This window comes from Amycolatopsis sp. NPDC034160 (genome assembly GCF_055575355.1).
In genome coordinates this window covers 213225-237080 of the sequence record NZ_JBVISU010000014.1, presented here as the reverse complement: position 1 = coordinate 237080, position 23856 = coordinate 213225, and the positions used below count along the sequence as shown (strand labels likewise).

The 23856-nt window shown below is 68.9% G+C and carries 20 protein-coding genes; 12 read left to right on the top strand and 8 right to left on the bottom strand.

The features are described 5' to 3' along the window. Window positions 1–118: 118 nt before the first annotated feature. From ACZ54P_RS26485 to ACZ54P_RS26470, 4 genes are all read right to left on the bottom strand, one after another. Entirely contained in the window at window positions 119–910 is a 792-nt protein-coding gene (locus tag ACZ54P_RS26485) for an LmeA family phospholipid-binding protein (RefSeq protein WP_465464258.1), read from the bottom strand. A gap of 45 nt (window positions 911–955) precedes the next feature. Next, window positions 956–1249 (bottom strand): hypothetical protein, encoded by a 294-nt coding sequence (locus ACZ54P_RS26480; protein ID WP_061981596.1) that lies wholly within the window; start codon window positions 1247–1249, stop codon window positions 956–958. A gap of 72 nt (window positions 1250–1321) precedes the next feature. Continuing rightward, entirely contained in the window at window positions 1322–1543 is a 222-nt protein-coding gene (locus ACZ54P_RS26475; RefSeq protein WP_465464257.1) for a hypothetical protein, read from the bottom strand. A gap of 97 nt (window positions 1544–1640) precedes the next feature. Further along, window positions 1641–3050, bottom strand: a complete 1410-nt coding sequence (locus tag ACZ54P_RS26470) for a M20/M25/M40 family metallo-hydrolase (RefSeq protein WP_465464256.1) — start codon at window positions 3048–3050, stop codon at window positions 1641–1643. Between the two features lie 132 nt (window positions 3051–3182). Between ACZ54P_RS26470 and ACZ54P_RS26465 the strand changes: the two genes are divergently transcribed. Then, entirely contained in the window at window positions 3183–3890 is a 708-nt protein-coding gene (locus tag ACZ54P_RS26465) for a class I SAM-dependent methyltransferase (RefSeq protein ID WP_465464255.1), read from the top strand. Here ACZ54P_RS26465 and ACZ54P_RS26460 read toward each other — a convergent pair. Continuing rightward, window positions 3887–6247, bottom strand: a complete 2361-nt coding sequence (locus ACZ54P_RS26460; protein WP_465464254.1) for a helix-turn-helix transcriptional regulator — start codon at window positions 6245–6247, stop codon at window positions 3887–3889. The two genes, ACZ54P_RS26465 and ACZ54P_RS26460, sit on opposite strands and share 4 nt — an antisense overlap. Then, a complete protein-coding gene (locus ACZ54P_RS26455) occupies window positions 6244–7386 on the bottom strand; it encodes a molecular chaperone DnaK (protein ID WP_465464253.1) in 1143 nt (380 codons plus the stop codon). Before ACZ54P_RS26455 ends, ACZ54P_RS26460 begins: the two co-directional genes overlap by 4 nt. A gap of 314 nt (window positions 7387–7700) precedes the next feature. On the opposite strand from ACZ54P_RS26455, the gene ACZ54P_RS26450 reads away from it, so the two are divergent. From ACZ54P_RS26450 to ACZ54P_RS26440, 3 genes are all read left to right on the top strand, one after another. Continuing rightward, window positions 7701–8747 (top strand): IniB N-terminal domain-containing protein, encoded by a 1047-nt coding sequence (locus ACZ54P_RS26450; protein ID WP_465464252.1) that lies wholly within the window; start codon window positions 7701–7703, stop codon window positions 8745–8747. Window positions 8748–8868: 121 nt separating this feature from the next. Further along, window positions 8869–10635, top strand: coding sequence for a dynamin family protein (locus ACZ54P_RS26445; protein WP_465464251.1), 1767 nt, complete (start codon window positions 8869–8871; stop codon window positions 10633–10635). Then, window positions 10632–11837, top strand: a complete 1206-nt coding sequence (locus ACZ54P_RS26440; RefSeq protein ID WP_465464250.1) for a GTPase — start codon at window positions 10632–10634, stop codon at window positions 11835–11837. The genes ACZ54P_RS26445 and ACZ54P_RS26440 overlap by 4 nt, the downstream gene beginning before the upstream one ends. A gap of 94 nt (window positions 11838–11931) precedes the next feature. Here ACZ54P_RS26440 and ACZ54P_RS26435 read toward each other — a convergent pair whose 3' ends face one another. Further along, the gene (locus ACZ54P_RS26435; RefSeq protein ID WP_465464249.1) at window positions 11932–12333 is read right to left on the bottom strand and encodes a PPOX class F420-dependent oxidoreductase; all 402 of its coding nucleotides are present in this window, start codon (window positions 12331–12333) and stop codon (window positions 11932–11934) included. A gap of 139 nt (window positions 12334–12472) precedes the next feature. Here ACZ54P_RS26435 and ACZ54P_RS26430 point away from each other — a divergent pair, with 139 nt between their 5' ends. From ACZ54P_RS26430 to ACZ54P_RS26410, 5 genes are all read left to right on the top strand, one after another. Continuing rightward, entirely contained in the window at window positions 12473–13690 is a 1218-nt protein-coding gene (locus ACZ54P_RS26430; RefSeq protein WP_465464248.1) for a glycosyl hydrolase family 8, read from the top strand. 158 nt (window positions 13691–13848) lie between these two features. After that, window positions 13849–14820: an ABC transporter substrate-binding protein gene (locus ACZ54P_RS26425; RefSeq protein ID WP_465464247.1), complete on the top strand. Its 972-nt coding sequence runs from the start codon at window positions 13849–13851 to the stop codon at window positions 14818–14820. Continuing rightward, the gene (locus tag ACZ54P_RS26420) at window positions 14807–15721 is read left to right on the top strand and encodes an amino acid ABC transporter permease (protein WP_465464246.1); all 915 of its coding nucleotides are present in this window, start codon (window positions 14807–14809) and stop codon (window positions 15719–15721) included. Before ACZ54P_RS26425 ends, ACZ54P_RS26420 begins: the two co-directional genes overlap by 14 nt. Further along, window positions 15714–16481 carry an amino acid ABC transporter ATP-binding protein gene (locus ACZ54P_RS26415; protein WP_465464245.1) on the top strand — a complete coding sequence of 256 codons (768 nt, stop codon included), beginning with the start codon at window positions 15714–15716 and terminating at the stop codon, window positions 16479–16481. The genes ACZ54P_RS26420 and ACZ54P_RS26415 overlap by 8 nt, the downstream gene beginning before the upstream one ends. Then, on the top strand, window positions 16478–18205 hold the full coding sequence (locus ACZ54P_RS26410; protein ID WP_465464244.1) for an aminotransferase class V-fold PLP-dependent enzyme: 1728 nt from the start codon (window positions 16478–16480) through the stop codon (window positions 18203–18205). Before ACZ54P_RS26415 ends, ACZ54P_RS26410 begins: the two co-directional genes overlap by 4 nt. A gap of 269 nt (window positions 18206–18474) precedes the next feature. Here ACZ54P_RS26410 and ACZ54P_RS26405 read toward each other — a convergent pair whose 3' ends face one another. Further along, entirely contained in the window at window positions 18475–19647 is a 1173-nt protein-coding gene (locus ACZ54P_RS26405) for a macrolide family glycosyltransferase (RefSeq protein WP_465464243.1), read from the bottom strand. Window positions 19648–19938: 291 nt separating this feature from the next. Between ACZ54P_RS26405 and ACZ54P_RS26400 the strand changes: the two genes are divergently transcribed. The 3 genes from ACZ54P_RS26400 (at window position 19939) to ACZ54P_RS26390 (ending at window position 23839) form a co-directional block, all read left to right on the top strand. After that, the gene (locus ACZ54P_RS26400; RefSeq protein WP_465464242.1) at window positions 19939–21504 is read left to right on the top strand and encodes an alpha/beta hydrolase; all 1566 of its coding nucleotides are present in this window, start codon (window positions 19939–19941) and stop codon (window positions 21502–21504) included. A gap of 656 nt (window positions 21505–22160) precedes the next feature. Then, a complete protein-coding gene (locus ACZ54P_RS26395) occupies window positions 22161–23111 on the top strand; it encodes an ABC transporter ATP-binding protein (protein ID WP_465464241.1) in 951 nt (316 codons plus the stop codon). Beyond that, the gene (locus ACZ54P_RS26390) at window positions 23108–23839 is read left to right on the top strand and encodes an ABC transporter permease (RefSeq protein WP_465464240.1); all 732 of its coding nucleotides are present in this window, start codon (window positions 23108–23110) and stop codon (window positions 23837–23839) included. The genes ACZ54P_RS26395 and ACZ54P_RS26390 overlap by 4 nt, the downstream gene beginning before the upstream one ends. Window positions 23840–23856 lie beyond the last annotated feature (17 nt).

Here is a 23856-nt window from a genome sequence, read left to right as displayed (position 1 = left end):
CTGTTGGTCGAGCGGGGTAGTTCCCCGGCGGGCGTGTAGTGGGCTCGTGAGTGGTAATGAGGGTTAGAACCCGAATCGCCACTCACGACCCACGCGACCCACGACTGGCCCGCGCTGGTCAGCGGCCGAGTCTCGGCAGGGTCAGGGTGGTCACGGCCGTCGTCACCCAGCCCAGCAGGTCGCCGAGCGGGATGGTGGACAGTTTCTCCGGCCATTCGTCGGCCACGGCGTGCAGGACGAGGTGGCCGTCGTGCGCCTCGACCGCGGTGAGCCGGATTCCGCGCGGCAGTTCCGGCAGCGGGAGCACGATCGGCTTGAGGCGGGACGGCGGTCCGAATCGGCGCCGTCCGATGTGGACGGCCATCGGCCGGAGGACGACGGAGCCTTCCTCCACAGTGGACTCCAGGGCGAGGTGACCCCAGCGGGGCCGTTTCTCCCAGCGGACATGGAAGTGCCCGTCCTCGCCAGGGGTGACGATGATGCCCGGCCGGGTCTCGGCGACGCGCTCCCGCAAAATCTCCGGGGCCACCCGGATCGCCATCCGCACCTGTTCGGGGATGGCGGCCGGGGAGGGCAGCGAACGGAGCCGGACGTTCGATGCCAGGACGGTGACGCGTTCGAGCGGGGTGTCCGGCCAGTCGACGTCCTCCACCACGACGCGGACGTCGCCGACCCGGCCGGTGGCGGCGAGGCTGAGGCTGTCGGGCTGGTAGTCGAGTCCGGTCAGGGTGAGCCCGACGTCGTGCCCGTCCACCTTGGTCGTCAACCGGCGCCCGACCAGCTGTTCGGTCACGGTCTTCAGCACCGCGGCCGGGGTCAGGGGCACATTCGGCAACAGCGCCCGCCCGGCGGCGGCCAGGCCGAACAGCTCGGGAAGCGGGTTCAGGTCGAACCGTCTGCCTTCGCTCATTCGTCCAGTGTCGCCGAACGGGACGCCGGTCGCCGCCGCAGGGGGTCAGCGTGCCGCGATACGGGCGATGACGCCCGCCAGGATCACCCAGAACGCCGCGGCCAGACCGTAGTCGAGGATGACCTGGAAATTCGGGTCGTTCACCGGGAAGAGGCCTGGCCAGAACAACGCCAGCGGACCGGCCAGTGACTGGATGAAGATGAAGAAGCCGTTGCCCGCGTTGGCACCTGCGAGCACCATGACCATGTACAGCAGTTCGATGAAAGCGAACAGCGCGCCGACGCCGACGATGACGCGTACGGCCGTGTTGCTTCTGCTGGTGGTTCGCCATCTGGACATATCGGAAAAGTTCCCGGATTCCGCGACGGCAAACGTTTCACCAGCCAAGTTGCGCCGATCGGCCGTATCCATCTACTCCTCGTAGGCCCCGGCCGCGCCGTCGTCCAGCGGTGCGCCTCGCCACTGCCAGCCCGCCTGGGAAGGGCGTCCGGGCAGTTCCGTCCGGTCCGTCGCCCACAGCAACACGGTCCAGGGATCGAGGCCGACGGCGTCCACGTCCGGGAACATCCGCGCCAGGACACGGGCACACACCTCCCTCGGCGGATCGAGAGTGACGTCGAGGCCGCGCGCCATGTCCTCGCCGTGGACGAGGGCTTCGAGCCTGGCGCGATCCGTCGGTCACACTCGCTATCGCCGCGTCGAGGTCGTCGGGCGTGACTGTCATCGGGCATCAGCTCAAGGGTGTCGGAAACGCCACCGGAGAACGGCGGCCGTTCTTTCCGACCGCGCGCACACCGAAGAACACGTTGTCCTTCGACAGATCGACTTTAGCCTCGGTCTTGTCGCCGACGCCGATCGCGTGTGTCCATTCGGCCGCCGTCGTCTCCCGCCAGACGACCTCGTAGCCGCCGAGGCCCGGGTCGGTTCCGCGTCGCCACACCAGATCCGTGTCGTTCGTCAGCTGGTTCGTCCGGATCCGGACATCGTCGGGGGTGGCGGGCGCGGTCGCCAGCGACCACATCGTGGCCGCGTTGACCCGCGCGACCCTGGCGATGAACGGGAAGTCGCAGAACTCCGGCAGGTCACCGAACTGCTTGCCGTTCTCCACCCGGACGTCCTGGTGCTGATGCGCGTAGTCCTCGTGCGGTTCGGTGAACCGCGCGGCCGGATAGCCCTGTTCCAGGAACGGGATGTGGTCACCGCCCCGCAGGTAGCGGTCGCGCCGGTAGATCACGCGGACGGACATCCCGGTCGCGTCGTTCTCGGCGACCGACCGCACGAACCGGGCCAGTTGCCGCGAGGGCGAATCGTTCTCGCCGCCGACCGCGCGGCGGATGTTCGCCTGTTCCGGCGTTTCCGCGGTCGGCACCCCTTCGGCGAAGAGCCGGATGGTCCGTGGATCACGCGTCCCGTCGTCGGCCCGGCTCGAACCGACGATGTCGTTGGTGAACATCGCCTGCACGTTCGTTTTGGCCGCTTTGTAGGTGGTGGCCAGATGTCGTGCGCCGAACAGGCCCTGTTCCTCGCCCGCGACGGCGGCGAACACGAGGGTCGCGGCCGGGCGGCGGGTAGCGAGAACCCGGGCGAGTTCCATCGCGACGGCCACCCCGGAGGCGTCGTCGTCGGCACCGGGCGCGTCTTTCGTCGCGTCCAAGGGATCGGAACACCGTGAGTCGTAATGGCCCGAGACGACGTAGACCCGTTCAGGCGTGGTGGATCCGCGCAGGGTCGCGACGACGTTGGTGATCGTGGTGGCCACCGGGATCCGCGGCGGCGCGGGCTGCTGGACGTAGGACTGCAGCTCGACCGTCATCCGGCCACCCGATTTTTCCGCGGTTTTCGACATCTCCGCGAAGATCCAGTCGCGGGCGGCGCCGATGCCGCGGACGGGATCGGTCTGCGAGGACAACGTGTGCCGTGTCCCGAAGGCGGCCAGCCTGCGTACGGTGGCCTCGATGCGGTGTTCGTCGATCTCTCGCAGGATCGCCCGCAGTTCCGCGTCGGGCCGTTGCGGGGGAATGGCTCGGCCGGGCCCTCTATCGCCCAGTTCTTCGGCCCCGGCCGGGACCCCGGTGAGGGCGACCGCCGACAACGCGGCGGACGTGGACAGGAACACTCGTCTGGACCTCTCCTCAGCCATTCTTCGTTCCTACGCGCCCGGTCATCGGGCGTCTACCCGCGAAAGGATGAGCGCGGCGGACGGTGGCGCACGACCGCATTCAGAGGACTAAACGCGGGGTACTCCTTCGAGAAATCGATTATCATTGTCATCATGACCACGACCTGGAGCGAAAGCTGGGACCGGCTCATGGCGAAGTACCAGCCGAGCCGGGGCCAAGCCATCGACCGGATGATCGACCTCATCCGCACCCGCTGCGAAACCCCGGCGCCGCGAGTCCTCGACCTCGGCGGCGGCACGGGTACCTTCAGCGCTCGCCTGATCGAGCGCGTCCCCCGGGCGGAGGTCACGCTGGCCGACTTCGATCCGGTGATGCTCGCGATCGCCCGATCGGCGCTGCCGCCCGCCGTCCGGCTGGTGCGCGCCGATCTGCGTGATCCGGCGTGGATCGACCCGTTACCGCCAGGCGGCTACGACGTCGTGGTCGCGATCATGACGCTGCACTATCTGCCTGCCGAGCGGCTGACTCAGGTGTACGCCGACCTCTCCGGTCTCGTCCGTCCCGGCGGGTTCCTGGTCACGGTGGACGACATGCCGGACGCGGACGCCGAAAATCCGGACACGGTCGACGACGGCTCGTGGGCGAGCTGGTGGGCGGGTGTCGCGGCGGATCCGGCGCTCGGCTCGGCCATGGCGGAACGGGCCGTCCTCTTCGACGGCATCGCATCGGCGGAGTGGCATCCACCGGCTGCCTGGCATCTGCGGGCGTTGAGTGGCCGGTCCTTCGACACTGTCGAAGTCGTTTGGCGCGATGGCGGGCAGGCCGCCGTCGCCGCCTTCAGGCCGCGCCGAGAACGCTAGTCCTCGGTCGCGGGAAGCAGTTCCCGCAACATCGCCAGCAACTCCCGCCGGTCCCCGGCCCCGAGTTTCCCCCGGATCCGGGCCATATGGTGCTCCACGGTCTTCCCGGAGATGAACAGTTTGCTCCCGGCCTGTTTGTAGGTCAGCCCGTCGACGACCAGGCGGGCGACCTCCAGTTCACGTTCGCTCAAAGCGCTCAATCCGGTGGCCGCCACCGGTTCCGGAGCGCGGCCCTGGAACTGCCGCGCCGCTTCGAGCAGCCGCACCATCGCTTTCCGGTCCGAGGTCCGGATCGCCGCTTGACCGGCCAGCCGTGACGCGTCCCAACAGAGCCCGAGTTCGTGCAGTTCCGCCGCGGACACGGTGATCGGTTCGGGATCGAAGTCCCCGGTCAACACCGCGAGCCAGCCGGTCGCGGCCGAGGCCAGCGCCGCCGGATAGCGGCCACAGGAAGCGAAATCGTTCAACGCGGCCAGGTGCTCTTCCGCCAGCGAGCGGTTTTCCACGGTGATGGCGGCGTGCAGTTCGTGCCAGCGCAGCGTCGCCGTCCACAGTGGAGGGTTGCCGAGGGCGTCGAGCACGGTATGCGCCCGCTCCAGCTGTCCGGCGAGTTTGGCGCTCGCGCCGGCCCGCGCGGCCGCGATGGTCAGTTCTCCCAGTGGCAGCAACGAATACAGATCCGGCTGCTGGCGCATCGACGCCTGGTACGCGCGATCCCAGGAACGTTGCAGCCCGGGAAGGTCGCTCGCCCGTCGCGCCAGGCCCAGCTGAAGGGTGGCGGCGAAAAGTTCGTCGCGGGCTTCGAGACCGTCCGGCGGCAGCAAGGCTTCAGCGGCCGTTTTGAGGTCGCCCGAGGTCATCGCGACCCAACCGCGCAGCAGCCGGTGCCGTTTCGCGAGCAGGTCGCCGCCGATCCGTCCGCTCACCGCGCGGGCCAGCACCGATTCGGCCAGCGCCAGTTCGCCGGAATGCAGACCCACCAACGCCGCGAGCGCGGCCGGGCTGTCCGGGAGCGGCGCGGGTGCCCCGGCCGACTCCAGCATCGACGCCGCGCCGAGCAGGGCCGACAGGGTTTCCGAGCCGCAGCCGGTGACCGAGTCGGTGATCGCGCGCGCCATCCGTGAGGCGGCGCCCGCGAACAGGGTCGGGACTTCGGGGGTCTCCAGTACACCGCGGGCGGCTTCGAGTTTTCCGGTGCCCACCAAGGCGACCGCGGCGAACGCCTTCGATCCGGCGCGGCCGGACCACTGATACAGCTCCGCGCTGTGCGCGAGTTCGCCACGATGCGCCAGCACGGTCCCGGCCACTTCGGCGCCCGCGGCACGGGCGTCCACGCCGTCGGGGTCGTCGGTGTTGCCGAGCAGGCCGTCGCCGAGCCGGAGGGCGGTGTCGAGATCCCCGGCCAGTGCCGCGGCGTGCGCCCAGCCGACGGTGAGCGCCGCGCCGCGCCCACCGGCCTCGGACGCGGCTTCGTAGAACCGCGCCGCGAGTTTCGTGTCGTCGGGCATCGCCTCACGCGCGGCCGCCTCGAAGGCCGCCGCCGCGCTCGCGCCCGAACTTCCCGTCCCCAGCAGGGAACGCGCGAGCTCCAGTACCGGAAGTCCTTCGCGCAGCTGGAGTTCCACCAGCCGCTGTAGCACCGTCAGGCGGCGGCCCGGCGATCCCCAGGCGCGGACGGCTTCGGCGGCGATCGGCAGCAGCGCGTCGTCCTCGCCGAGCAACCCGGTCGCCCTGGCGCCGTCGAAGATCTCGGGGAGGCCGTCGCGGTCCCGGTTGAGCAAGGCCGCCAGGAGATCGAGATTCCGGCCAGCCCCGGCCTCGGCCGCGATCAGGTAGCGGTGCACGTCGTCGTCGAGTTGTTCCAGCTCGGCGCGGAAATCCGCGAGCTGACCGGTGACCGCGCGGAGCACGAGTCTCGGCACCCCACCGGTTCTGGCGTGGACGTCTTCGGCCGTGGCCGGGTCACCGCCTGCCTGCTCGACGAGCCGCCGGACGTCCTCGACGCCGAACGCGCCCAAGGACACCGATCGGCCGAAGGAGTCCGCGAGTGCGCGCAGAGCCGTCGTCCGCGCCGTCGGCCGGAACGCCAGAACGACCGGCGCGGTCGTTTCTTCCGCCCGCGCTTTGATCTTCGCGATCTCGTCGTCGCCCAGCTGGTCGGCGTCGTCGATCAGCAAGGCCTCGACTCCGGCGCTCGCGTAGTGGCGTCCGAGCAGGCCGAGCAGATGGGTCTTCCCGTGCCCGCCGGGGGCGACGACGGTGACCCTCGCCGGCAGTTCCGGTGCGGCGATCACCTCGTCGAGCAGACGCCGGGCATCCGGATGGATGATGCCGGGCTTGTCGAGCAGTGCGTTCAACAGCGACCTTCGGGGGATGTCGTGGCAGCGCCGGGGGTGGCCGGCGCGCAGGTGCTGGAAGCGGGCGGGGCTTGGTGTCCCTTGTCCGCGGTGGCTTCTCGAGTGGTCAGGGTGAGCAGCAGGGTGGTCGCGGCCAGCACCACGACCGCGGCCGCGGCGACGAGGGGCTTGCGTCGGCTGAGCAGTTTCGCCGCCCCGGTGCGTTCTGGCAAGGGGAACGGGGTGATGTCGACCGGGGGCCGTTCGGGCCGTTCGGTGAGCTCCGGAACCGCGTCCACCCGGGGGAGCAGGGTGGTTTCCACGGTCGCGACGGCGCTCGATCGCGCGCCGCCGGGTTGAGGAATGTCACGTCGTGCGGCGATGTTGGCCGCGCCGGTCGCCACCGTCAGCATCGGGTCACTAGAGGCGAAGAGGGCGCAGGGCATCCTTCCGGGAACCGGGGGAGCCTCGCCGGCGAGCACGAGGCCCGCCAGGGCGTGCGGCTGGACGCCGGCGCCGTGCGCGAGTTCGAAGACCTTGCCGACGGCCTTACCGGGTTCGACGCCTTCGACCGTCTTGACCGGCTGCCAGCCGTTGACCCCGGCGGTGGCGATCGTGACCACCGCGCCGTCCGGGCCGAACTCGCAGACACCGGCGGTGACGTCGCCTTGCGGGGCGAGGTAGGCGTGCAGTGCGGCGATGGGGGCCGCCACCAGCGCGGCGCGGGGAAAGCCTGCCTCGGCCAGGGCCCGGCGCAGCAGGTCGCGGCGGAACGAGCCCCAGCCGACGGGATGCGTGAGCACGATGTGCTGCGGTTTCTCCCCGAATCGCTCGGTCGCCTGGTCCACCGCGGCGTCCACGAGGACGGCGCTGAGGGATGCGGCGGGGAACCGTTCGCCGCCGACGATGACCGGGACGTCGTCGCCGACCCGTTCGTGGAACCCGGTCAGCAGGCGGGCGGGCGCGGACAGACCGGCCTCGACCGCCGCGTCACCGGTGAGCAGGTAGCCGTCGTCGTCGAGGAACACCGCGGACGCCGCGGCCGGGCCGCGCGCGCCGAGCCACAACGGTTCCGGCGTGCCCCAGCCGTCGCCGGAGTCCGCGCAGGTGGCGGCGGTGGTGCGGGTCGAGGCGATATCGATGCCGAGGACGTAGGGCAACGAGCATCCTCCTTCGCGTGACCAGCCCCTAAGGGCCGACTGAGCCCCTAAAGACAAGCCAGGGCCATTCACCCGTACGGCTTGACCCTTATGGGTGAGAGCTGGCATTAAACCCAACGGGGCGCGTCTCGGTTAAGCCCCTAACGCCCTAACGATGTCATACCGATCCCCTATTGGCTGACTGAGTGACGACCCGGAGTGATCCCCGATGTGCGGGGAGGTGCCCCCTCACTAGTTTCGGTGACCTGCGAGCAGCCGTGCCCTCAGGCGCTGCGTTCGCCCCATCGCCCCAGACCCCACAGGAGAGTCCTTTCATGGGTTCCGTTCAGACCCTGCACGACTTCACGCTGAACCTGCTGAACGACACCGCGGCCCGCGTGGCGTTCGCCAACGACCCGCAGCAGGTGCTGGCCGACGCCGGCCTCGGTGACATCAACGCCGCCGACGTGCACGAGGTCGTCCCGCTGGTGCTCGACTTCGTCCCGGTCGACGCCGCCACCGGCGTGACCGGCACCGCCGCCGCCACCGCCGACAACCTGGCCGGTTTCGGTGGCGTCGCGAACGTCGTCAACGGCACCGACGGCGAGTGCGCCGACGGTGTCCAGGGCGCGATCGACCAGCTCACCGCGCTGACCGCCGGCCTGCCGGTCGACGTCCCGGCCGTTCCGGGCCTGCCCGAGGTCGGCGTGCCGAGCCTCGGCGACCTGCCGCTGGACGTCCCGGGTGCCGTCCCGGGTCTGCCGGGTGTCCCGGCCGTCTCCGACGTGACCGACGTGTCGAACGCCGCCGCCGGCGTGACCGCCCTCGCGCAGAACACCGTCGGCAGCTTCGGCCTGACCGATGACCTTTCGCGTGGCCTCGACGCCGCGGCCCTCGGCCAGGCCGGTGGCGTGGCGGGCGGCGTCGTCGACACCGCGACCGACCTCGTCCACGACGTCCCCGCCGTGGACGCCGTTCAGATCCCGGCCGTCGACTCGGTTCCGGCCGTCGGCGACCTGACCAGCGACCTCCCGCGCGTCGACGGTGTCGCGGGCGGTGCCCCGGACTTCCTGTCCCAGGTGGGCGACCTGACCAGCGTCATCGGCAACGTCGGCGTCGCCGACGTCACCACCAAGGTGCACGAGGTCGCGAACAACTACGCGAACGGTGACATCGCCAACAACCACGGCGACGTGACCGGCAGCGTGGCGGGCAACGTGGCCAACGAGGTCGCGAGCGTAGCGAACCACGCGGGTGTCTCCGACGTCCACGACGTGGTCTCCGAGGTCGGCAACAACATCGGTCACAACGTCGGCAACCTCGGCGACGTCCACATCGGTGGCGGCGACATCGCCTCGGGCAACGACATCCACATCGGCTGACCTGAACATTTTTCAGCTCTGTGCCAGGGCCCCGCGACCGCCGCAGGTCGCGGGGCCCGCACGCCCGTGTTGGCCCATGCCACATTGATTCCGCGCTTGGTTAAGGGAACACTGCATCCCCGTGACAGCCCCCGCCTGGCTCGACGTGCTCAACGAGACCTTGGACGCCTGTGTCGCCCATGGTCGCGCCGACCTGGCCGAACGGCTCCGGCGCAGACGTGACCAGCAGGCGCCGGGCACCCGGATCGCGGTGGTCGGTTTTCCCAAGCAGGGCAAGGGTTACCTGCTCAACGCGTTGCTGAACGCGCCGGTCTGCGCGGTCGGGGACGCGAGTACCCCCGCCGTTCCCACCGAGATCGGTTACGCCAGCGATCCCGCCGCGACGCTGGTCGGGCACGCCCGTGAACGCGTCCCGGTCGGTGACCTGGCCAAGGAACTCGAGGTCCGCCCGCCCGGTTCACTGCGCCGCGTCGAAGTCGGCCTGCCGCGCGAACTGCTCGGCACGGGCCTCGTCCTGGTGGACACCCCGGCCATCGGTGATCCCCGGTCGCCACGCACGGCGGCCACCCTCGACGTCCTCGCCGACGCGCACGCGGTGATCCTCGTCTCCGACGCGACACAGGAACTCCAGCCCGCCGAACTCGCGCTGGCCCGGCACATCCGGACCTGGTGCCCGGCCTTGGTGCTGGCGCTGACCAAGATCGACGTCAGCCCGGACTGGCGGGAACTCGCCGCGCGCAACCGTGCCGCGCTTTCGGAGACCGGTGTCGTCGCCGACGTCTTCCCCGTGTCCGCGACGGTGCGCCAGGCCGCCGCGAAGGCCGGTGACGTCGAGCTCAATGGACGGTCGGGTTTCCCGGAACTCCTGAACTGGGTAGGGGAACAGGCCGCGCGCGGAGGCGAACGCACCCGGGCCCTCGCCGCCGCGGTCAGCGTCCGCGCGGCGGCGGTCGAACTGGTCGAGACCCTGCAGACGCGGCTCAACGCGGTTCCCCAGGACAGCGGTATCGACCAGATAACCCTGCTGCACCAAGCACAACGGCGCTCCGAGGAGCTGCGGCGGCAGAACGTCCGCTGGCAGAACCTGTTGTCGGACGAAATCACCGATCTGATCTCCGATGCCGAATACGACCTGCGTGAGCGGACGCGGGTGATCGTGCGGCATATCGACCGCACCTTCGACGAAGGCGATCCGGTGCAGATCTGGCCGGACTTCCAGACCTGGCTGGAGGAAAACCTCGCCGAGGCCGTCGAGACGAACTACCGCTGGGTGTCGGACCGGGCGACGTGGATCGCGCACGCGGTCGCCACGAGTTTCGGGCCGCACCACGGCCAGGCACCGGATCTGCCGCTCACCGGGTCCGGAGTGGACTCGATCCCCGAAGTCGGCACCCCCAAGATCGAACGGTTCAAGATCGGCCAGAAACTCTTCACCGGGTTGCGCGGTTCCTACGGCGGCGTGCTGATGTTCGGTCTGGTCACCAGCCTCGCCGGGCTGCCGCTGATCAACCCGGTCTCCCTCGGCGCCGGTGTCGCGTTCGCCACCAAGAGCGTGCGCGACGAAGGCGGGATGCGGTTGCAGCGGCGGCAGGCGCTGGCGAAGGCCGCGGCGCAGCGCCACGTCGACGACGTGTTCATCCGGTTCAGCAAGGAGATCAAGGACGAGGTCCGCCAGGTCCAGCGGCGGCTGCGCGACCACTTCGCCGCGCTGTCGGACGATCTCGCGGAAGAACTGACGCGCCAACGGGAACTGATCGTCGCCGGCTCCGCCGAACGGGATCGGCGCACGCAGCGGGTCAAGAAGGAGATCGACCGGTTGGCCGCACTGCATCGGAAGGCGGGAGCGCTCGGCAGCAGCGCGGCGCCACGCCGGGAGCTCTCCGCGTGACGGCCCTCGATGTCCGTGAACTCCTGACCGACGCCGCGGCGCTCTACCGGGACCGCCCGCCGGCGGTGGTGATGTTGCGGGAATGCCTGGAGCGGCTGGAAGAACCGCTGCGGGTCGGCTTCGTCGGCACGCCGGGAACCGGAAAGTCCACTTTGGTCTCCGCGCTGGCGGAATGGCCGACGCGGGCGTTGCGTGAACTCGACCTGTTCGACACCCCGGCGCCGGCGGAACACGTCGACGCGACCGTGCGGTTGGTGCGCCACCTCGAACCCGACGAACTCGACGGTGCCCGGCCGGTCGGTGGTTCGGCGTTCGCGCGGCAGAGCGCGGTGAACTCGGTGCTGGTACTCGGCAGGGCCGACGAGGTCGGCGCCGGCCGGATCGACGCCTTGCTCACCGCGAAACAGCTGGCGCGGCGGGCTTGGCGGGAAGATCCGCGGTGCGCGGGATTCCAGGGAGTCATCGCGGTCGCCGGGCAACTCGGGTACGCCGGGCGCGCGCTGCGGGACGACGAATTCGAGGTCCTGCGTGCGCTGGCGTCGGTCTCCCGGCAAGACCTGGAGCGGTATCTCCTGTCCGTGGATTCCTTTGTGGACGATCCGTTCCCGGTGCGGATCCCGCCGGAGTCACGGAAACACCTGGTCTCGCGGTTCGGGCTCTACGGCGTCCGGCTGGCGATCACGTTGATCCGCACCGGTTGCGAGAACAGGCTGAAACTCTCGGCGGAACTCGTGCACCGCAGCGGTCTCGGCGATTTGCGGGACACGCTCGCCGGATGTTTCGTCGCCAGGGCCGAAGCGCTGAAGGCGCGGACGGCGGTGCTGCGGCTGGAAGGGCTGCTGGCCGCCGAACCGCGTCCGCACGGCGACCGGCTGGCCGCGCGGGTGGAACGGTTCGCCGCGGCCGCGCACGACTTCCGGGAACTGCGGCTCATCGCCGACATCCGGGGCGGCCGCACGGCCTTGTCCGGCGAGAGCGCCGAGGAGGCGGCACGACTGCTCGGCGCGCAGGGCCTCGCGCCCACCGAGCGGCTCGGGCTCGAACCCGACGCGGATCCGGCCGAGATCCACGCGGGCGCCGAGAGCGCGCTCGTCCGCTGGCGGCACGAGGCGGAGCGGCCGGTCGCCGCGCACGCGGAACGCGCCGCCGCGCGGGTGATCGTGCGTTCGGTGGAAGGGCTCCTCAACCTGTTCGTCGCCTGACGCCCTCCACCCCCGTGCATTTCGTCCTCTGAACGCGGTAGTTGCACACGCAAGGACCGCGTTCAGAGGACGAAATGCGGGGTTGGCCGGAGGGTTACGCGTTGCCGAGGACCCGGGTCACGGTGATCTCGATGACCACGCGTTCCGGGTTGGGTTTGGGCTGCCGGTAGCGCGCGGCGTAGCGGTTTTCGGCGTCGCGCACCGATTCCGGGTCTTCGCGCAGCACCGCGCGTCCTTCCAAAGTGGACCATCGCGGTCCGTCCAACTGGCAGGCCGCGACCGGTATGCCCTTTTCGCCCGCTTCCTTGACCAGGCGGGCCTTCTTCGACGAGCGGAACGTGATCACGCGGGCGATCCCGGCCTCGAAGTCCACCGTGACCCCCACGGCGACGACGTGCGGGGTCCCGTCGGGACGGACGGTGGTCAGGGTGGCGAGATGCCGCTCGGTCCAGAAGTCCCGGAAGGCCTCGCCGCGCGCGCTCAAGTCGATCGTCATGGCCCCACGCTAGGACATCGTTCACGCAAGCGACTTTTGAGGTAATAGTAAGGAAACTTTCTTAACTCTCTTGTTTTTGCCGGACCCGGATGTCACCCTCGAAAAGCGCCGCCGCCACCAACGACGTTCCGGAGGAGCCATGAGAAAGACCGTTCGGACAGTGCTGGCCGCGGCCGCGCTGACCGTCGGGCTGGTCGCCACGACCGCCCCCGCCACCGCGGCCACCGCTCAGGGAACCCCTTACCTGCCGGGCGTTCTGCGCCCCTCGGTGTCGCAGGCGACGCAGGACGCGGCGCTCGCGAAGTACTACGACTACTGGAAGAAGAACTTCCTCACCACCAGATGCGGCACCGGCACGTACGCGGTGAAGGCCCCGGATGCCGACCACGCCTTCGTCGCCGAGGGCCAGGGCTACGGGATGACCATCGCGGCGATGATGGCGGGCAAGGACTCGCAGGCCCGCACCGTCTTCGACGGCATCCTGAAGTTCGTCAAGGCGCATCCCTCGTCGATCGACGGGGATCTGCACGCCGCCGAGCAGGATGAGAGCTGCAAGAGCGTCAACGGCACCGACTCGGCGACCGACGGTGACCTCGAAATCGCCTACGGCCTGCTCCTCGCCGACAAGGTCTGGGGCAGTGGCGGTTCGGTGAACTACAAGGCCGAGGCGCTGCGGATCATCAAGGCCATCAAGCGCAGCGAAGTGCATCCCACCACCAAGTTCATGCGGCTGGCCGACTGGGCGGACAGTGGCAAGTACCTCTACAGTTCGCGTTCCTCCGACTGGATGCCGGGTCACCTCCGCGCGTTCGAAAAGGTCACCGGTGACTCGTTCTGGGGCCAGGTCCGCACCCGCCAGGAGCAGGCCGTCACTCAGCTTCAACAGCAGTACGCGCCGAAGACGGGCCTGATCCCGGACTTCATCGTCAACACCAACTCCACGCCGAAGCCGGCCCCGTACAACCTCCTCGAAGGCAAGGACGACAAGTACAGCTACAACGCCTGCCGTGACCCGTGGCGACTCGGCGTCGACGGCATCACCGTGTCCGGCAGTCCGGCGCAGGGCCAGGTGCGGAAGATGAACACCTGGATCCAACAGAACACGGGCGGCGACCCGGCCAAGATCACCACCGGCTACACGCTGTCGGGCGCCAAGATCTCGGGTGAGACGGGGCAGCACCCCTGCTTCACCGCGTCGTTCGCCATCGCGGCCATGAACGACCCGGGCAGCCAGGCCTGGCTGGACAAGCTGTGGACCTCGATCACGACCTGGACGCCGAACGCCAAGGACTACTACGGCACCGGCATCACCCTGCAGGTCCTGCTCATCCTCTCGGGGAACTACATCGCGGTCTGAGCCAAGTACATGAAGGCCCCCTTCCTTGCGCCTAGGGACAGGAAGGGGGCCTTCATGTACAGCGGACATCCACCGGACAAGATTTCAACTGCTTGTTGACCTCTTCAACAGGCAGTTGTAACGTCGGCGACCATCCCGAGGCACCGTGGAGGTCCGTCATGCCGTCGACGCCGCTCACCCTGACCCGAACCTGGCGCTTGGCCGTGCTCACCGGCGTGGCCGCGCTCCTCACCGCGGCCTGCGGAGGCGGGCCCGACGGCGCCGGAGGCCGGCAACCCGCCGACACCGCCGGGGCGCCCGCCGCGATCCCCGACACCACCGCGCTGATCGAGGCCGTCCAGAAGGACGCCACCGTCGCCGCGACCCTGCCCGCGAAGTACACGCAGGCCGGGATGGTGCACCTGGCGTCGAATCTGCAGTCCGCGCCCAACAACTTCTACGCCGCCGACGGCAAGACCCCGATCGGCTACGAGGTCGACCTCGCCAAGGCCATCGGCAAGAAGCTGGGCGTCACCGTGCACCACCAGGACATGGCGTTCGGTTCGCTGATCACGAGTCTCCAGTCCGGCCGCGTCGACCTCACGATGGCCGCGATGAACGACACCAAGACCCGGCAGGCGCAGATCGACTTCGTCGACTACTTCGCCTCCGGCATCACGATCATGGTCCGCAAGGGCAACCCCGACCGGATCGCCGGCCCGGACACGTTGTGCGGCAAGAACGTCGCCGTCGTCCAGGGCACGAGTCACCAGAAGTTCGCCGAGGAGCAGAACGGCAGATGCGCGCAGGCGGGCAAGCCCGCGCTGACCGTGACCGCGACCGACAGCGACACGCAGAACCAGAACCAGCTCCGCACCGGCCGGGTCGCCGCCATCCTCAACGACCTGCCCAGCGCGGTCTACATCTCGCGGACCGCGGGCGAGGGCAAGTTCTTCGAGGTCGTCCCCGGTGAGCCGATCAACGGCGGACCGTACGGCATCGGCGTCAACAAGGACAACAAGCCGCTGGCCGAAGCCGTCCAGAAGGCACTGCAGTCCCTGATCGCCGACGGCGGCTACGGCAAGATCCTGCAGGCCTGGGGCGTCGAGCAGGGTGCGGTCAAGGAGGCGAAGCTCAATGGCGGAAGCTGAGCGGTCACTGACCGGGCCGCTCCCGATCGTCCGGCTGCGGCACTGGGGCCGCTGGGTCAGCGCCGTCGTCATCCTCGCACTGCTGGGCTTGCTCGGGATCGCGCTCGCCAACGCCCAGATCCAGTGGGATTCCGTCCCGGAGTTCCTGTGGTACCGGGTGATGGCGGTCGGTCTGCTCAACACCGTGCTGCTCGCGGTGATCGCGCAGGGTTCGGCGATCGTCATCGGGGTCGTGATCGCGCTCATGCGCCGTTCGGCGAATCCGGTGGCGCGCTGGTTCGCGGCGGGCTACATCTGGCTGTTCCGCGGGCTTCCGGTACTGCTCCAGATCCTGATCTGGTACAACCTGGCGCTGGTCTTCGAGTTCATCTCGATTCCGCTGCCGTTCGGCGGTTACCTGCTGCACGAACAGACCAACGTGCTGATCACCGCGTTCACCGCCGCGCTGCTGGGCTTGGCGCTCAACGAAAGCGCCTACATGGCGGAGATCGTCCGCGCCGGGCTGAACAGTGTCGACAGTGGACAGACCGAGGCCGCCAAGTCGATCGGGATGACACCGCTCGCCACGCTGCGCCGGGTGGTGCTGCCGCAGGCGATGCGGGTGATCATCCCGCCGACCGGCAACGACTTCATCAACATGCTCAAGGGCACGTCGATGGCGTCGGTGATCGGCGTGACCGAGCTGATCCACGCCGCCAACAACATCGCCTCCAACAACCTGCTGGTGATGGAGACCCTGCTCGCCGCGGCGATCTGGTACATGGTCGTGGTGACCGTCGCCGGGGTCGGGCAGCACTATCTGGAGCGCGCCTTCGATTCCGAAGAGCGGGCGAGCGGCCCGTTCTCGCGTGCCGCCAAGGCGTTGCGCACCGCGCCGCTGGTGAGGAGTGAACGTGTCTGAACCCCTGCTGCGGGCGGTGGGTGTCCGCAAGAGTTACGGGCACACCGAGGTGCTGAGCGGGATCGACCTCGAAGTCCACAAAGGACAGGTGGTCTGCCTGCTCGGCCCGTCGGGTGCCGGAAAGAGCACGTTCCTGCGCTGTGTCAACCATTTGGAGACGATCGACGCGGGACAGGTCTGGGTCGACGGCGAACCGATCGGCTTCCGGTTGCGTGACGGCAAGCTGTACGAACTGAGGGAGCGCGAGGTCGCCCGGCAGCGGCGCGGCATCGGCATGGTGTTCCAGCGGTTCAACCTGTTCGGGCACCGGACGGTGCTGCAGAACGTCGTCGAAGGGCCGGTCCGCGTCCTCGGAATCGCGCCGGAGGAAGCCCGAGGACAGGCGCTCGAACTGCTGGACCGGGTCGGTCTCGCGCACCGGGCCGACGCCTATCCGGCGCAGCTGTCGGGCGGGCAGCAGCAGCGGGTCGCGATCGCCCGGTCGCTCGCGATGAAGCCGAAGCTGATGCTGTTCGACGAGCCGACGTCGGCCCTCGATCCGGAACTGGTGGGCGAGGTGCTGGCGGTGATGGGTACGTTGGCCGCGGAGGGGATGACGATGGTCGTGGTGACGCACGAGATGGGGTTCGCGGCCGAGGCCGCCGACGAGGTGGTGTTCATGGCCGACGGCGCGATCGTCGAGACCGGGCCGCCGGATCAGCTCCTCAGCGCTCCGAAGCACGAGCGGACCAAGCAGTTCCTGGCGCGGGTCCTCGCATGACGCGGATCTCCCCGCGGTACCTGCTGCAGTTCGACGAACCGGCCGGGTACCTCGACTTCGCCCGGTTCGGTCCGCCGTCGCACGCCGTACTCGACACGACCGCGAGCCTGCTCGACGCCTCGACGAAGGCTGGGTCGTCCACTGTGGACGACCTGATGCGGCAGGAGATCCGGGCCAAGGCCGCCGCCGCGCGCCTTTCCGGCAGCGACACCGACCACACGGTTCTGCTGCCGCACACCAGTCTCGGGTTGTTCCAGGCCGCGTTCAACGCGCCCGGTGGCGAGGCGCTGATGTCTTCGGCCGAGTTCCCGGCCAACACCTACCCGTGGGCGCGCGCCGAACAGGCTGGACGGCTCACGGTGCGGCGGCTGCCGCTGGGACACGTCACGGCGGACGCGGTCAAGGCCGCGCTGAAGCCGGAGACGTCGCTGGTCAGCGTGAGCGCGGTGGACTTCCGCACCGGGTACCGCGCCGATCTGGCGGCGATCCGGGAAGTCGTCGGCGATCGGCTGCTCGTCGTGGACGGCATCCAAGGTTTCGGGGTGACCGAGGCGCCGTGGGAGGTCGCCGACGTGCTCGTCGTCGGCGGCCAGAAGTGGCTGCGGGCGGGCTGGGGTACGGGATTCGCCGTGCTTTCGGACCGGGCGCTGGAGCGGATGGAACCGATCCTCTCCGGCTGGACCGGCGCCCGCGACCCGGGGCTGTTCGACGATGAGATCCATCCCGCCGACGACACCGCGGCCGCGTGGTCGATCTCGAACCTGAGCCCGATCACTTCAGGCGCGTTCGCGGCGGCTTTGGAACTGGTCGAAGAGGCGGGCGTCGCGGCCATCGCCGGACGCATCTCCGAACGCGTCGGTGAACTCGAAGAGGTCGTGAAATCCGTCGGGGGACAGGTGGTTTCGGCCGTCGAACGACGGGCCGGGATCCTCGCCTTCAGCCTGCCGGGCCACGCCGCCGAACAGGTGGGCTCCGCGCTGGCAGGCGCCGGGATCGCCGCGACCGTACGGCCGGAGCACGTCCGGCTGTCCCCGCACGCGTCGACTCCGGCGAGCGCGGCCGAACAGCTACGGTCGGCGTTGGAACGGCTGAAGAAACCGGTCAAGTCTTTCGAGGCGCCGATCGTCGCGTCGGCGGCTTCCGCGGATCTGCTCACCGCGCTCGTCCCGGCGGTGCACGCGCTCGCCGCGATGCTGGGACCGGGCAACGAGGTCCTGCTGCACGATCTGAGCAGGCTGCCGGACTCGATCGTCGCCATCGCCGGCGACCTCACCGGCCGGACGGTCGGCGGTCCGATGACCGATCTGCTGCTGGGCCTGGTCCGCCGTGGCACCACACAGGACCTGACGAACTACGAGACCCACGGCCCCGACGGCCGCGCGATCCGCTCTTCGACGTTGTTCCTGCGCGACGCCGACGGGGTCGCGATCGGCTGCCTGTGCGTGAACCGGCTGTCCGACGGCTCGCCGAACGCCGACGGCCACGAACCCGAGACGTTCCCGCCGGACGTCGACAGCCTGCAGCGCTTCCTGGTCGGGCGCGCGGTGGCGAAGGCCGGGATCCCGGTGGACCTGATGAAGAAGCGGCACAAGGCGGCCGTGGTCCGGGAACTGGACGAGGCCGGGTTCTTCCTCATCAAGGACTCGGTGGACCACCTCGCCGGGGAACTCGACGTCACGCGGTACACGATCTACAACTACCTGAACGAGATCCGGGGCACGTGACGGCTGATGAGGGTTGTCGAGGGCTAAGGCAAACGTGGGGTGCTCTGGGGTTGGTTTGGTGTTGTGAAAGCCACTTTGGCAACCTTCGGGAGCCGGGTACGTCCCCATCGGGCCGCGGCGTGAGCCGATATCGCACGCAACATGTGTCCTGTATGGACACTGGAGCCTGGTCGGCGTCCGGAACCAGGCCAGGAAGGTCCGTGAAGGCCTCCTTCCCTACCTTGAGAGTAGGGAAGGAGGCCTTCGCGGACATGGCACTACTGCCGGGGCTAGCTCAGGAAGGACTCCACGGCGTCGGCGGCCCGGTCGATCCCCCCGTTTCGACGCGTCTCGGCCTGAATCTCGGCAAGACGCGCGGCCACCTCAGGAGACCCGGCCACCCGCTCGACGGCGGCCCGTAACGTCGACGCCGTCACCTCGTCGGCCGGAAGCTGCTCACCGACACCGAGTTCCGCCAGTTTCGCCGCGTTGCCGAAGCCGTCGGTCGCCAGCGGGATCGCGACGGTCGGCACGCCGTACCACAGCGATTCCGTGCTGCCGCCCATGCCGGCGTGCGTGATGAACGCCGACGCGGCTTCCAGCACCGCGAGTTGCGGGACGAACGGCAGCACCTCGATGTGCTCGGGCAGCGGCCCGAGTTCGGCCGGATCGGACTGGCCGATCGAGATGACCACGTGCCAGTCCGAGTCACGGAACCCGTCCACGCACGCGCGGAACAGGTCGAGCTGGTCGGTGAACGCGGTACCGAGCGACATCAACAGCACCTTCCTGCCGCTCGCGGGCGGAGTCCAGCTCCGGTCGGCCAGTCGTTCCGGGTCCAGCGCCGGGCCGACGAACCGGACCGTCGACGGAAGCCGGTCGACGTTGGGCTGCATCGCCTTCGGCAGCAGCGCGAGCACCTGCGGCGGGTGGGAGATCCAGTCCCAGGCGTCGGCCTCGATGCCGTGCTCGTTCAGCCACCGGGTGAACGTGGCGAAATAGTCCTTTCCGGACGGTGAGGTCCGGATCGCGGTCAGGATCTCGCCCATGTCCTCTTCGTAGCCGTCCCAGGCGACGTACGTGGGGGACAGCTGCACCGCCGGAACGCCGTAGCGCCTGGCCAGGATCGGTGCCGGAAGCCCGCCGATGTCGTACAGCAGCAGGTCCGGCCGGTTCTCGTCGTAGAAGTCGGTCAGCACCGGCATCGCCTGGATGCCCTCGTCGAGGAAGACCCGCATCTGCGAGGCGGGATCCTCCGGCCACGCGGACTGGTCGCCGAGCGGGAGGATCGACGGATGCGAGACGACCTCGGCCCCGGTCGGTTCGATCAGCCCGGTGAGCGGCTCGCCCACGGCGTAGCTGACGCGGTGACCGCGAGCGACCAGCTCACGGATGACGGCCAGCGACGGGTAGATGTGGCTCGGCGCGGTGCAGCCGATCATCGCGATGTGTTGCTTCTGCATGATGTCCTGTCTGTGCCCGTGAGGGAATGACAGACGGCGCGCAGAAAAGGGGCCACCCGATCGCGGGCGGCCCGGCGGTCACGCCGTCTCAGGCGGTGCGCATCCGGATGTAGTAGGTCATGATCCAGATCCTAGCCGCCACCGCGCGGCCGCCCAACCGATTAACCGGTTGCCCGGTTTGCCGCGATCGGGACCCGCCGTTGGTAGGGACCCTTCGCAGGGAGGGTTCCCCAGGTCACGGACGTGGATAGGGTTTCGGGGCTTTCACCTTTGGAGGGAAAGGGAGAAACCGTGAGACGTGTTCTCAGCACCGCGCTGGCCGTGGCCACACTGGCTTCGGCCGCGGTGACCGCACCGGCTGTCGCCGCGGAAGAGGCGCAGCCCGCCGAGACGATCACCTGGGGAGCCTGTACCGATCCGGCATTGATCAACGCCGGTGCCGAATGCGGCTACCTGTCCGTACCGCTGGACTACTCGAGGCCGCGCGGCGAGAAGATCCAGCTCGCGCTCAGCCGCGTCAAGCACAAGACACCGGAGACGCAGTATCAAGGTGTCATGCTCACCAACCCGGGTGGCCCCGGCGGCTCCGGGCTGCTGCTCGCGACCCGCGGCACGCGGGTGCCGAACCACGCCGGTGACGCCTACGACTGGGTGGGCTTCGACCCGCGCGGCGTCGGCTCCAGCAAACCCGCGCTTTCGTGCATCCCGAACTACATGGACTACAACCGGCCGGACTACGTGCCGACGACGCCGCAACTGGAGAAGACCTGGTTGCAACGCTCGAAGTCCTACGCCGACGCGTGCGCCGAAAAGAACAGCCGCGCATTGCTCGACAACATCAAGACGACCGACACGGTCAAGGACATGGAGAGCATCCGCAAGGCTCTCGGTGCCGAGCGACTGAACTTCTACGGGTACTCCTACGGCACCTACCTCGGCCAGGTCTACGGGACCCTGTTCCCGCAGCACGTCCGCCGGATGGTCCTCGATTCCACTGTGGACCCTCGTAATGTCTGGTACCAGGCCAATCTGAACCAGGACGTGGCCTTCGACGTCAACCTCGGCATCTGGTTCGACTGGGTCGCGCGGCACGACGACGTCTACCACCTCGGCAAGACACAGGCCGCGGTGAAGCAGGTCTTCGACGAGCAGCTGAAGAAGGTGGCCGCCGTCCCGGCGGGCGGGTTCATCGGACCGGACGAACTCCTCGACGTCTTCCAGCAGGCCTCGTACTACCAGCTGCGATGGACGCTGCTCGGCGACGCGCTGGCGAAGTTCGTCGACAAGGGTGACTGGCAGACGATGAAGGGCCTGTTCGAGGCCTTCGGCGGTCGCGGCGACGACAACGGGTACGCCGTCTACCTCGCCGTGCAGTGCACGGACGTGAAGTGGCCGCAGAGCTGGCAGCAGTGGAAGTTCGACAACTGGCGGACCTACCGGAAGGCGCCGTACTTCACCTGGCAGAACGCCTGGTTCAACGCGCCCTGCCGGTACTGGCCCGCGAAACCGGGCAAGCCGGTCAAGGTCGACGGCAAGAAGGTGCCGAGTGTGCTGATGATCGGCGAGACGCTCGACGCGGCGACGCCGTACGAAGGCAGCCTCGAGGTGCGTAGCCGGTTCCCCGGCGCTCGCCTGATCGGTGAGCCGGGCGGTACGAGTCACGCGATCACCCCGCGCGGCAACGCCTGCGTCGACAACCGGATCGCCGATTACCTGGCGACCGGTGCGCTGCCCGACCGCAAGCCAGGTCGGACGGCTGACGTCGAATGCGCGCCGCTGCCGCTCCCGGTGCCGCCTCCCGCACCCGCCGCGGCTCCGGTTGTTCCTGAGGCCGCCGGGGCTCGCGCTCCCGCCTGATCCAAGTACGTGAAGGCCCCCTTCACTGCGTTAGACGCCAGGGGCACGGCAAAGTCGAGAGAGTGCGGGCCTGATTCTGGGGCACCGACCGGGCTTTAGTGTCCACAGAGGACGCAGCCTGACGACCAGGTGGCCAGTTGATGCTTTTGTGTCCGGTTCTGCGTGGGGTCGTGAGTGGTGAGGACGGTCATTGAGGGGTAAGGCAAATGTGGCGCATGGGTCGCGGTGCTCTCACGCTCCGTGAAGGTCGTCCGACCCCCTTGTCACGTTTGCCTTACCTCTCAATAACGACCCAAATCACTCACGACCCCCTCGCGTAACCGCGCAAATCACCTAAACCGGGCGCCATGGTCGCCGACAGTGTCCTTTATGGACAGTCGTCGAAAGCGGGTCGAACCTGGTCGGAGTGTGGTGAGGTCGCGACGATGAAGGAATCGGACGTTGGGTGTCCCGATTCCTTCACCGTCGATCTTCGGCAACCAGGATGGGGTGACGCTGATCCGTCATCCTCACGTAGGTCAGGCGCGGGAGACCCGGCCGGCGTCCAGAATTGCCCTACCTCGACCTTCGTGCGCTCTGGGTTTCCAACGCAGGAGACTTTGTGTTACAAAGTGCGCATCAACTTTGTGTTTCAGAGTGCTCGAAGGGGGAGAGTCATGGCGGACGCGTTCAGTCTCGAAGGGCTGGTGAAGCGCTTCGGTGACGTCCTGGCCGTCGACGACGTCAGCGTGCGGGTCGCACCGGGGGAGGTGGTGGCGCTGCTCGGGCCGAACGGTGCGGGAAAGTCGACCACGATCGACATGCTGCTGGGGCTGACCAGGCCCGACGCGGGCCGGGTCAGCGTCTCCGGACTCAGCCCGGCCGAGGCGATGGACCGCGGCATGGTCGGCGCGATGGCGCAGAACGGGACGCTGCTCAGGGATGCCACGGTCGCCGAACTCGTCGGCCTGTTCGCGTCCCTGCACCGGAATTCGCTGCCGGTGCGCGAGGTGCTCAAGCGCGCCGGTGTCGCTGAGTACGCGAACCGCCGCTGCGGGAAGCTCTCCGGAGGGGAACAGCAGCGGGTGCGGTTCGCGCTCGCGCTGGTCGGCGATCCGGATCTGCTGGTGCTCGACGAGCCGACCGCGGCGATGGACGTCGACGGACGGCGCCGGTTCTGGGCATCGATGCGCGAGTACACCGAGACGGGCCGCACGGTCCTCTTCGCGACGCATTACCTCGCGGAGGCTGAGGACTACGCCGACCGCGTCGTGCTCATGCGCCACGGCCGGGTCGTCGCGGACGGACCGGTCGGCCAGGTCAGGGCCGCGGTCGCGGGCCGGGTGCTGCGGGCCGTCGTCCCGGACGCCACCGAAGCCGCGCTGGCCGCGTTGCCCGGAGTGTCGCGAGCGGCCTTGCGGGCCGGGCACGCGGAGCTGAGTTGCGCCGATTCCGACGCCGCCATCCGCGGTCTGCTGCGCGAGTTCCCGCTCGCCGCGGACATCGAAATCACCGCTGTCGGACTGGAAGAAGCCTTCATCGCGCTGACCACAGATGCGCCTGAAGGGCAGAACACAGATGCGCCTGAAGGGCAGAACACAGATGCGGCTGAAGGAGCCTTGCGATGAACATGAGCTATCTGGCACTGGAGATCAAGCGCATCGTCCGCAGTCCGCAGTTCGCGCTGTTCACCATCGGCATGCCGCTGGCGATGTTCCTCTTGTTCGGCGGGATCTTCGGGGCCCGCGAGATCGCTCCCGGGATCTCGACCGCGACGGTGACCATGGTGAACATGGCCGCGTACGGCGCCATGACCGCCGCGCTGTTCACCGGCACGCGCGTCGCCACCGAGCGTACCGACGGCTGGCAGCGCACCTTGCGGCTGACGCCGATGCGGGCACCGGGCTATCTGCTGGTGAAGGTGTCGGCGGGGCTGTTCGTCGCGCTGCCCGTGCTGCTGGTGATCTTCGCGGCCGGGATGATCCGCGGCATCCGGCTCGACACCGGCCAGTGGCTGGCGATCTTCGGCGCGTTGTGGCTCGGCACCCTGCCGTTCGCGGTGCTGGGCTTGATGATCGGCCTGTTCGGCAAAGGCGACACCGTCCAGGCCGTGACGGGCGCGCTGATGCTGCCGCTCGGTATGTTCGGCGGGCTGTGGATCCCGCTGCAGATCATGCCCGGCTGGATGAACACCGCCGGACATCTCATGCCGACGTACTGGCTCGGCGAGATCGGCCGCGCGCCGGTGCTCGGGGGATCGGGCGTGCTGACCGCCGCCGGAGTGCTCGTGGCGTGGCTGGTGGTGCCCGCGCTCGTGGTGATGGCGAGGTTCCGGCTCGACACGGCGAGACTGTGAACGCGTGTTAGTTTTCC